The organism is Streptomyces sp. NPDC047706, from assembly GCF_043204795.1.
Classification (GTDB): domain Bacteria; phylum Actinomycetota; class Actinomycetes; order Streptomycetales; family Streptomycetaceae; genus Streptomyces.
Genome location: NZ_JBIDCW010000029.1, coordinates 1 through 8,336 on the forward strand (window position 1 = coordinate 1; position 8,336 = coordinate 8,336).

Genomic DNA, 8,336 nt, shown 5'->3' on the forward strand with positions numbered 1-8,336 from the left:
CCGCAGACTTCGTGCGTTCCCCCGCGTCGTCAAGCGCAAGATGTCCAACTGGGGCCTCAAACGCGCCCACCACCGCTCCTGGCCCCAGCCCGCTGTCCCGCCGGCCGATGCGGTCACCATCGTTCCAGCGTCCAAGACCGCCCCGACCAAGCGAAAACCCAAGGTCACGGCTTAAAACAGCGGCATTGCGTCTAGACGGGCCAGGACCGGGGTGCGCCGGTTGCTGCGGAGTCGGCCCAGGACCTTCGCGCCGGTCGCGGTTGCCTGTGCGAGGAAGGCGTTGGCGTCGAAGCCCTTGTCCCACAGCACCAGCATGTCGGGCCTCAGCAGGTGCAGCAGTCGGCAGGCGTAGGCAGTCTCGCCCTCGTCGGTGGGGCCGAAGACCGCGCCGATCAGGGACCTTGTCCCGGTCTCGACCAGCGTCATCAGCTCCAGCGTGGGATAGCCGTGATGGGCCGTCCGCCCGAGCCAGGCTCGGTTGCGGGGCGAATCGGGCACCCGCAGCGAGCTGCAGCCGTCGAAGGACACCGTGCGGTAGGCGCCGAAGCGCACTCCCGGCGTGGTCGGGCGGGCCAGCGGACCGGCGAGCACCTCGAACAGCGACCGTACCGGCGCGGCCCCCAGCCGCCGACGAAGGTCCCGCAGGGCCTTCGCGCTCGGTGAGGCCACCGGCATCCCGGCCAGACCGCCGGTGAGCTTGTCCCAGACCAGCCGGTAGCCGACCTCGGGGAACAGGCACATTGCGAGCAGGAAGTACATCCCGACCCGCGACGGCAGATCACGCAGCCGCCGCTGCACCGTCCGTGTCTCCGCCAGCACCGCGTCCACCAGCTCGAACGGCACCACGGCGGTCAGCTCTCCCAGTGGCCCGGCGCGAACCGGCCCGCCGCCACGGGCACCGTACGGGTGATGGCCGTCAGCGCGGACGGCAGGGCAAAATGAACCCGCAACGGAGCTCCTCACGTACAAGCTGTCTTGGTCGACTGCCTGTACCAACGAGCTCCGTTGCGCTTTCGTCTCGAACCCTCAACGTCCTTGCAGGACCAGCGAAAACGCTAACTTCCCGGCCTTGGGACAAGGCCCAAGGACGGGTAGTTAAAGATCTCGGTTTTCCTGCAAGGGAGTTGGTGGCCAGGTTGTGGCGGCATAGAGGCCGGGGCCGATCTTGTGGATGAGTCCGGTCTTGGCCCATCGGGAGAGCTGCCTGTACATGGTGTGCAGCGTGATGTCGCCGAAGTGTGCGGCGATGTCGCGGGGGCGCGAGAGGCGGGTGGGTTCTTCGTGGAGCAGGGCCAGGATCCGGTGCCGTCGGCGCTCGGCGGGAGGAGTGTGCCGGTCGTCGCGGGAGGCTGCGGGGAAGGTGGGCTGATCGGGCGGTGGAAGAAATGTCGATGCCAAAGTCGGTGACAGTGCGGCTGTGGTCGGGTCGGCCGTCGTCGTGGCGTTCGTTGTAGCGGGATGTCGGTGACTTGACCTTGCGGGTGCTCACTCGTAGGCGGCGCGTTGGTAGGAAAGCGTGGAGGACCTGGCGCCCGATGACACCGGGTGCTTCGGCCGCGGCAGTGGTTGCGGTGGCGGCCCGTATGACCTGGTCGCGGGCGGTGTGCAGGGCGACGGTGAAGCTGCAGCGGTCCGGGTCGTGCCCGGGCGGGATTCGGCAGCGTCAACCATGACGCACCGCAGTATTTGGTAGAGCGTCAGCAGGGACCACATTTCCTGTGCGAGGCCCATACGGTCGCCTGAGCGCAGTACCCGCCCGCCCAGGAGCGTGTGGCGGAGGGCAAAGTACGCCGATTCGTGTTCCCACCGCTGGTGGTAGAGGGCGACCAGGGCGCCGGCCGGGTAGCGGCGGGCGTCGGTCAGGGTGGTGGCCAGCCGGTAGGTGCCGGTGAAGGAGGTGCCGTCGGCGCAGGTGACGGTGATCTGCGCGTCGATGACCCTGACGCGGACCGTGCCGATCACGGACAGGTAGGAGCCGTCGGCGAGCCGGGCCAGTACCGGGGCACGCCGGTTGCTCCGCAGCCGGCCCAGGACCTGGGCGCCAGTGGCGGTGACCTGGGCAAAGAAGTCGTTGGCGTCGAAGCCCTTGTCCCACAGCACGAGCATGTCCGGCCGCAGCAGGTGCAGCAGGCGCCGGGCATAGCCCGTCTCGCCTTCGCTGGTGGGGCCGAAGACCGCGCCGATCAAGGCCCGGGTCCCGGTCTCGACCAGCGTCATCAGCTCCAGCATGGGGTAGCCGCCATGGCCGGGATCCCCGAGCCAGGACTGGTTCCGCGGCGTGTCGGGGGCCTTGATCGAGCTGCAGCCGTCGAAGGACACCGTCCGGTACGGCCCGAACCGCACCCCAGGAGTCCGCGGCTGAGCGAGCGGCCCGCACAGTACCTCGCACAGCCTTCGCATCGGGGCCTCCCCGATCCTGCGACGCAGGTCGCGCAAGGCCTTCGCAGTGGGGGTCACGAGCGGCAGATGAGCCAGTGGACCCGTCAGCTTCCGCCACACCAGCGAGTAGCCCACTTCCGGAAACAGACACATCGCCAGCAGGAAGTACACACCGGCCCGGGAGGGCAGATCACGCAGACGCCGCTGCGTACTCCTCGTCTCTTCCACGACCGCGTCGACGAGCTCGACGGGCACCAGCGTGGTCAACTCGCCTAGATGACATGGCGCGAAACGGTCCCGGGCTGCGGCAATCACTCCCCGGGGCGCGTCCGTTCGAGCAGACGGACGGGCATAACGCTCAGACAACGGAACTCCCTGGAACAGGCTGTCTTGGTCGACTGCCAGTCCCAACGGGGCCCCGTTGCCTGTGTTCCCGGACGCTTCGAACCCCGCCGACTGCGCTTGACCGAAGCCCGAGATCTTTAACTACCGGTCCTTGGGACAGATCCCCAACCGCGTGCAGTTGCTTCACGTGTCCGTGGCTGAAGGAGCGCAGGAAGCTGCCCAGGGTGGACGGCGCACTTACCCCGCTGAACAGATGCGGCACGGCAGCCCACCGTGCCGCAGCCGGTCAATGTCATCGATACTGTCCGCCCCGGCGACCATGCCGCCGACCAGCGACATCAGCTTCGCTGCGGGGAAGGCCCCGGTCCCGTCCTTCGAGGCCGGCAGCCGGACGTGCTCGTCGACGAGTGCGGGCAGTCCGCACCGCTCGGCCAGCCGCGCCACCGGGGCCAGCCCGCCGTAGCCGACCAGATTCGGATCATCAAACCCTGCGGAGACCCTCGCTGCGGCATGGGAAGATTGCATCTCGGAAGTGCCTTGCTGATCGTGCGTGCCGGAAGCGTGAAGAACTCCCATCATCGCAGGTCACAAGGCACTTCCTCGTTTCCGGAGAAGCTATCCACAGGCATCAAGCCGGTGGATCCGGGCTGAAGGAGGGCTGCATTGCGCACTCGGACCGCGGCTCGGAATACACCTCGCGCGAATACCGCGGATTGATAAGGGGGTTGGGGCTGAGACAGAGCATGGGCAGAACGGGCTCGTGTTACGATAGCGCGGCTGCCGAAAGCCTTTTCGGACTGCTGAAAGCGGAGATCGGGACCACTGTCTGGGAATCCCACGAGGCCGTCCGCGCCGACGTCTTCCGCTTCATCGAGGTCGAATACAACCGCACCCGACTGCACAAGCACCCGGTCCAACGGGTACGTCACCCCGGTCAAGACCAGGGATCTGACGATGCAAGACCTCGCCCGCGCAGCGTAACCATCCGCTGTCTTAGATCAAGGGGGAACTTCATGAAGCCCATGTCCCGAACGATGTACCAGCCTCGTCTAAGCATTTCACTGATCCAAAAACTCGATCACATTTGCCAAGCCTTATCGAGGGCTATTGATGTTAGTTCATCAAGGGTTAGTGGAAGATCTTTGCGAGTCGCGGGCAGGCCGTATGCGTGTGCGTTGGATTCCGTTACCATGACGCGCAGGCCGTCTCTGCGGAGGATGTCTGCGTCCCACCTAATTACGCTTCCATCTTCACGTACGCGTACTTGCCGCTTAGCCACTAGAGTCCCGTCACTCGTCTTGCTGGCACCCTTGTAAAGAGTAGAGATTGTGGGGTCCTCAAGTTTCCAGCGCTGGACGGCAACTGTTACAAGATTCTCCCCTCGGCCATCATCCAACGTCAACTCAACATACCCTTCTCCTGGTCCCGAATGTTTGGTTATGTGCATGCCCTCTGGAATTATTTTAGAAAGCGTTTCCAGAATCCTCTGCTTGTTCATGGCGGGCTTACTCGGCGGTGGAGGCGGGGCGGGCGGTGTGGGTATGTTTTCCAAGAGTGGAAGCCAGCTTTCAGAGGTGACAATCCGCTCGAGATTCTCTTTTGTCAGCGGGGGCTCAGATCTCACCTTCGAAGAGCCGCTCGAGGAGATTGCATTCCACTCTGATAGGTAGACTTGTCCCCCACTCTTGGTGGTCAGCACGGCGCTCCAGCGTTTTACACTGCTAGGGTTCAGTGCATCTACGTTTCCCTGATCGATAACTATGGTCGCGCCATCAGTCAGCTCTTTTCGAGTGCAAGAATTGAAGGGGTAGTCACTTCGATTCGGACATTCAGGTGCCGTTTTAGTGGGAGATCGGCCGATCCCTGCTGATATCAGCGACGCACCGCTTCCGTCATCGAAAAGAAGCCGCGCCTCTCCGCCGGATTCCTTGTTTTCTGGTGCGGGCAGGACCTTCCCTGGTGGCAACAACCTCTTCAGCAGTGCGGCGATGCGATCACTTGAAACTGAAGTCAGGTCAGGTGGTGACTGCGACGACCGCTCACCATCGGTGACGATGTAGGCCGTCCCTCCTACGCCGAGTATGCACAAAAGCACGGCAGCCACCACTGCGATGCGTCTCGATCCGAACCGTCCCACGCCCATAAGTCCCGATCGTGAAGGATGCTCACTCAGCACTTTCTGGTTTTCGCCGTCATGCAATGCGAACGGAGCTTGCGTCGGCCCGGGTGAGGTCCATTCCTCCGGGGACTCATAATCCTTAGACACGAGAGCTTCCTGTTGGTAACTACGTAACACGGTAACTCGCAATGGTGCAGAAGGATGGCGCGCGAGAAATCTGCGATCCCAGTAGCGAGTACGTTTGGATATCTCACGCTCTGATCATACTCACCGAGGACCAGTCGGAGATTAAATTTCGACATGTGAGTTTTCATTCAAGAGTGCGTGTCCCGTCGGAAACTCCGACGGGACACGCACTCACGAGTGGGGCAACCTAGCTGTCAGCACTGGATGGTGACGATTCCCCAGATAGGGTCGCCGCCGACAATTGTGCCATTCCAGGCAAAGAGCTGGATCGGGTCCGGTGAGCCGACGTTGGGCCACGCGTAGGAGCCTTGGAAGCCCCACCAACGGTTCTTGTCGTCCTGGCCACAGAGCTTGACACCGGGGCCATTGTTATTGATGATGGAGCGGACAGGCTGGGGGATATACTTGCAGCCGCCCGCGTGGCACCACCCGTGCGTCTCACCGTTGACGTAGTACTGGTTACCGCTGTAGTTCGTCCCAGAGTAAAGCCACACCCACCCGCCTCCATCGGCGGAAGAGGCAGCAGGAGATGCCGGGGCAGCGGAAGCCGGCGCGGTCACCATAGTCGCAGAAGCCAGGGCTCCGGCTATGGCCAGTCCTAAGCCAGCCATTAGGCGCTTCATTTTTTCACCTTCCACTAATGTTGCACTGAAAAATCCAAAATCGCGTCCACCAGGTCACTGGACGGCGACTTCCTGTCAGCAATTCCTGGAAGTACGGAAACAAGAACCGTCATTCCACACAGGTAATTCAGAGGTGGTCGAGAACAGACCTCACCGATGCCTGATTCAAAGGACCTACGCCTGAAGAACCTCTGAGACGCAATCATGGCATCGCATGATTGCTACGTCAACCAATGTGGAGTTAGCTTCGATCCACCGCGCGACGGGTGCCCTTTGGGGAGGGAGACGAGAAGAGGTGCCTGCTGACCTGGGATGATGGGAGTTCTCACGCTTCCAGCAGGCCCAACCAGCAAGGCACCTCGTAAGTGAAATCCTCCCACAGCCCGGCGACGGTGTTCGCCGCGTTCGACGAACCGAATGTGATCGCGCGTGCCGGGCTGGTCCCGGCCGTCCGGCTGGCCGAGCGGTGCGACCTGCCGCGGCTGGTCGCCGAGAAGGTCAAGCTGACCGGCGCGAGGAACGGCGCGGGCACGGCCGCGGACGCGGAGGCCATGTCCATCGTGGCCGGGATGGTCGCCGGCGCGGACAGCATCGACGACCTGGATGTCCTGCGTCTCGGTGGCCTGCCCCGCCTGTTCGGCGGGGTACGGGCCCCGTCCACGCTGGGCAGCTTCCTGCGTGCCTTCACCTGGGGACACGTGCGCTGGCCAACATCCCGGCCCGGATCGCCGCCGGCGCCCGCCGTATCACCCTGCACCTGCCGCAACGCTGGCGCTGGGAAGCCGACTTCACCGACCTGTGGACGGCCACCGGACAGCGCATGACCAGCTGACCCCCGCCACCGCACCGACCGCCCGCGACCAGGAAGACCTTGCAGACCCCGCACCGGACGGCCACCCGGCACAACGCGCTGCCCGCACCCGGAAAAGCCACCGGAACCCCGCCCGAGATCGAAGATCAGAATTCACGCGGTGGATCGAGGTTGAGAGGTGCCCGCCGGGTTCGGGAAGCGGTCCGGGGAAACGGGCCGGCCGAAAGGCCGGAACCGCGCCCCGGGCCGACTTTCACCGACCGGCCACACACGCGCTCGTGGCGGTCATCGACGAGCACCGGGACCGATTCGGCGGTGTCGAGCCGCTCACCGCACACGACTGCGAGATCGCCCCTTCCACCTACTACGCCCACAAGAATCGCCTCCGAACGCCCTCCGCCCGTTCCGTACGCGACGAGGCACTCAAGGAGCGGATCCAGGACGTCTACACGTCCAACTACCGTGTTCGCGGAGCCCGGAAGATCTGGCGCGAGCTGAACCGGCAGGGACATGCGGTGGCCTGCTGCACCGTCGAGCACCTGATGCGCGAACTCGCTGTCCAGGGCGCGGTGCGCGGCAAACGCGTCATCACCACGATCCCCGGCGGACAGGTCCAGCGGGCCCCCGATCTGGTTGACCGCGGCTTCGTCGCCGCCGCTCCGAACGGGTGCTGGGTGGCGGACTTCACCCACCACGGCACTGGAGGGGCGTCCTCGGACATCCGGCCCACGGTCCGCAGGCCGCGGACCTACGGCGGCCTGCGGACCCTGTTGGCGGGATGTCTGTCGTGGGGGCCTTCAGGGAAGGCCCCCGCTTACCCGGCGTTCGGATCCTCGACGCGGATGGTCGTGGAATCCGAGGACCGGGCGCCGATGCGGAACGTCAGCCTGCTGTCTCCCAGCCGGGCGCCGGCAAGGGCCTTCACCGCGACCCACGCCGCGGACACCGAACCTCTTCCCGACACTGCCAGATGGACATTGTCGAAGGTGAGGCTCTGCCCGTCCGCCGACACAGTCCCGTAGTAGTCACGCGAGGCCCCACCGGCAGCCAGCACGGTCAGCTGGTACCGGGGTTCGGCCACGAACTGCAGACCTGCTCCCGCGGGAAGATCCACTCGGACGCTCTGCGCAGGGACGGTGCCGTCTTCCTCCGCACGCAGTTGCACCCCTGGGTAGCCGGTGTTGCCGGCGCGCTCCAGTCGCACATCGGGCGGTCCCCCGGGCGCCACCGAGAACTGGGCCGTGGCAGCGACGCCACTCACCTTCCTCACCCGCTGGTTGCCGGAGTCGGAGAGGAAGAGGCTGCCGGCTGAGTCCACCGCAGCACCGATGGGAGAGCTGAGCCGGACAGCGATGGCCGGCCCTCCGTCGCCGTTGAAGCCGGCGGTGCCGTTGCCCGCGACCGTGGTGATCTGCCCGGTCGCCGCGTCCACCTTCCGCACCCGGTGGTTGCTGGCGTCGGCAATGAAGAGGTTGCCGCCGGCGTCCACCGCGACGCCGTGCGGATAGTTGAGCCGGGCGTTGACGGCCGGCTGGTTGTCGCCGTTGAAACCGGCCGTGCCGTTGCCCGCGACCGTGGTGATCTGCCGGGTCACCGCGTCCACCCTGCGCACCCGGTGGTTGCTGTAGTCGCCGATGAAGACGTTGCCGCCGGCGTCCACCGCCACACCGACAGGACCATAGAGCCGGGCGTTGACGGCCGACTGGTTGTCGCCGTTGAAACCGGCCGTGCCGTTGCCCGCGACCGTGGTGATCTGCCCGGTCACCGCGTCCACCCTGCGCACCCGGTGGTTGCTGTAGTCGCCGATGAAGACGTTGCCGCCGGAGTCCACCGCGAGCCCAATGGGACCGTTGAGCTGGGCGTTGACGGCCGG

Annotated in this window: 4 protein-coding genes and 4 pseudogenes; 2 read left to right on the forward strand and 6 right to left on the reverse strand. The window is 65.1% G+C overall.

The annotated features are described in order from the left end of the window. Window positions 1-216 precede the first annotated feature (216 nt). From ACGF8A_RS28500 to ACGF8A_RS28520, 5 genes and pseudogenes are all read right to left on the reverse strand, one after another. Window positions 217-932, reverse strand: a pseudogene (locus ACGF8A_RS28500) (transposase); the annotation flags it as partial. A gap of 553 nt (window positions 933-1,485) precedes the next feature. Next, window positions 1,486-2,646: an IS4 family transposase gene (locus ACGF8A_RS28505; RefSeq protein WP_393113067.1), complete on the reverse strand. Its 1,161-nt coding sequence runs from the start codon at window positions 2,644-2,646 to the stop codon at window positions 1,486-1,488. Window positions 2,647-2,961: 315 nt separating this feature from the next. Further along, a complete protein-coding gene (locus tag ACGF8A_RS28510) occupies window positions 2,962-3,303 on the reverse strand; it encodes a hypothetical protein (protein ID WP_393113069.1) in 342 nt (113 codons plus the stop codon). Window positions 3,304-3,802: 499 nt separating this feature from the next. Continuing rightward, window positions 3,803-4,990: a hypothetical protein gene (locus tag ACGF8A_RS28515; protein WP_393113071.1), complete on the reverse strand. Its 1,188-nt coding sequence runs from the start codon at window positions 4,988-4,990 to the stop codon at window positions 3,803-3,805. Window positions 4,991-5,223: 233 nt separating this feature from the next. Then, entirely contained in the window at window positions 5,224-5,523 is a 300-nt protein-coding gene (locus tag ACGF8A_RS28520; RefSeq protein WP_393113073.1) for a hypothetical protein, read from the reverse strand. A 494-nt stretch (window positions 5,524-6,017) separates the two neighbouring features. Between ACGF8A_RS28520 and ACGF8A_RS28525 the strand changes: the two are divergent. Both ACGF8A_RS28525 and ACGF8A_RS28530 read left to right on the forward strand, forming a co-directional pair. Beyond that, a pseudogene (locus ACGF8A_RS28525) lies at window positions 6,018-6,356 on the forward strand (IS1380 family transposase); the annotation flags it as partial. Next, window positions 6,256-7,035: pseudogene (locus tag ACGF8A_RS28530) on the forward strand (IS3 family transposase); the annotation flags it as partial. The pseudogenes ACGF8A_RS28525 and ACGF8A_RS28530, both read left to right, overlap by 101 nt. A gap of 242 nt (window positions 7,036-7,277) precedes the next feature. Here ACGF8A_RS28530 and ACGF8A_RS28535 read toward each other — a convergent pair. Next, a pseudogene (locus ACGF8A_RS28535) lies at window positions 7,278-8,336 on the reverse strand (hypothetical protein); the annotation flags it as partial.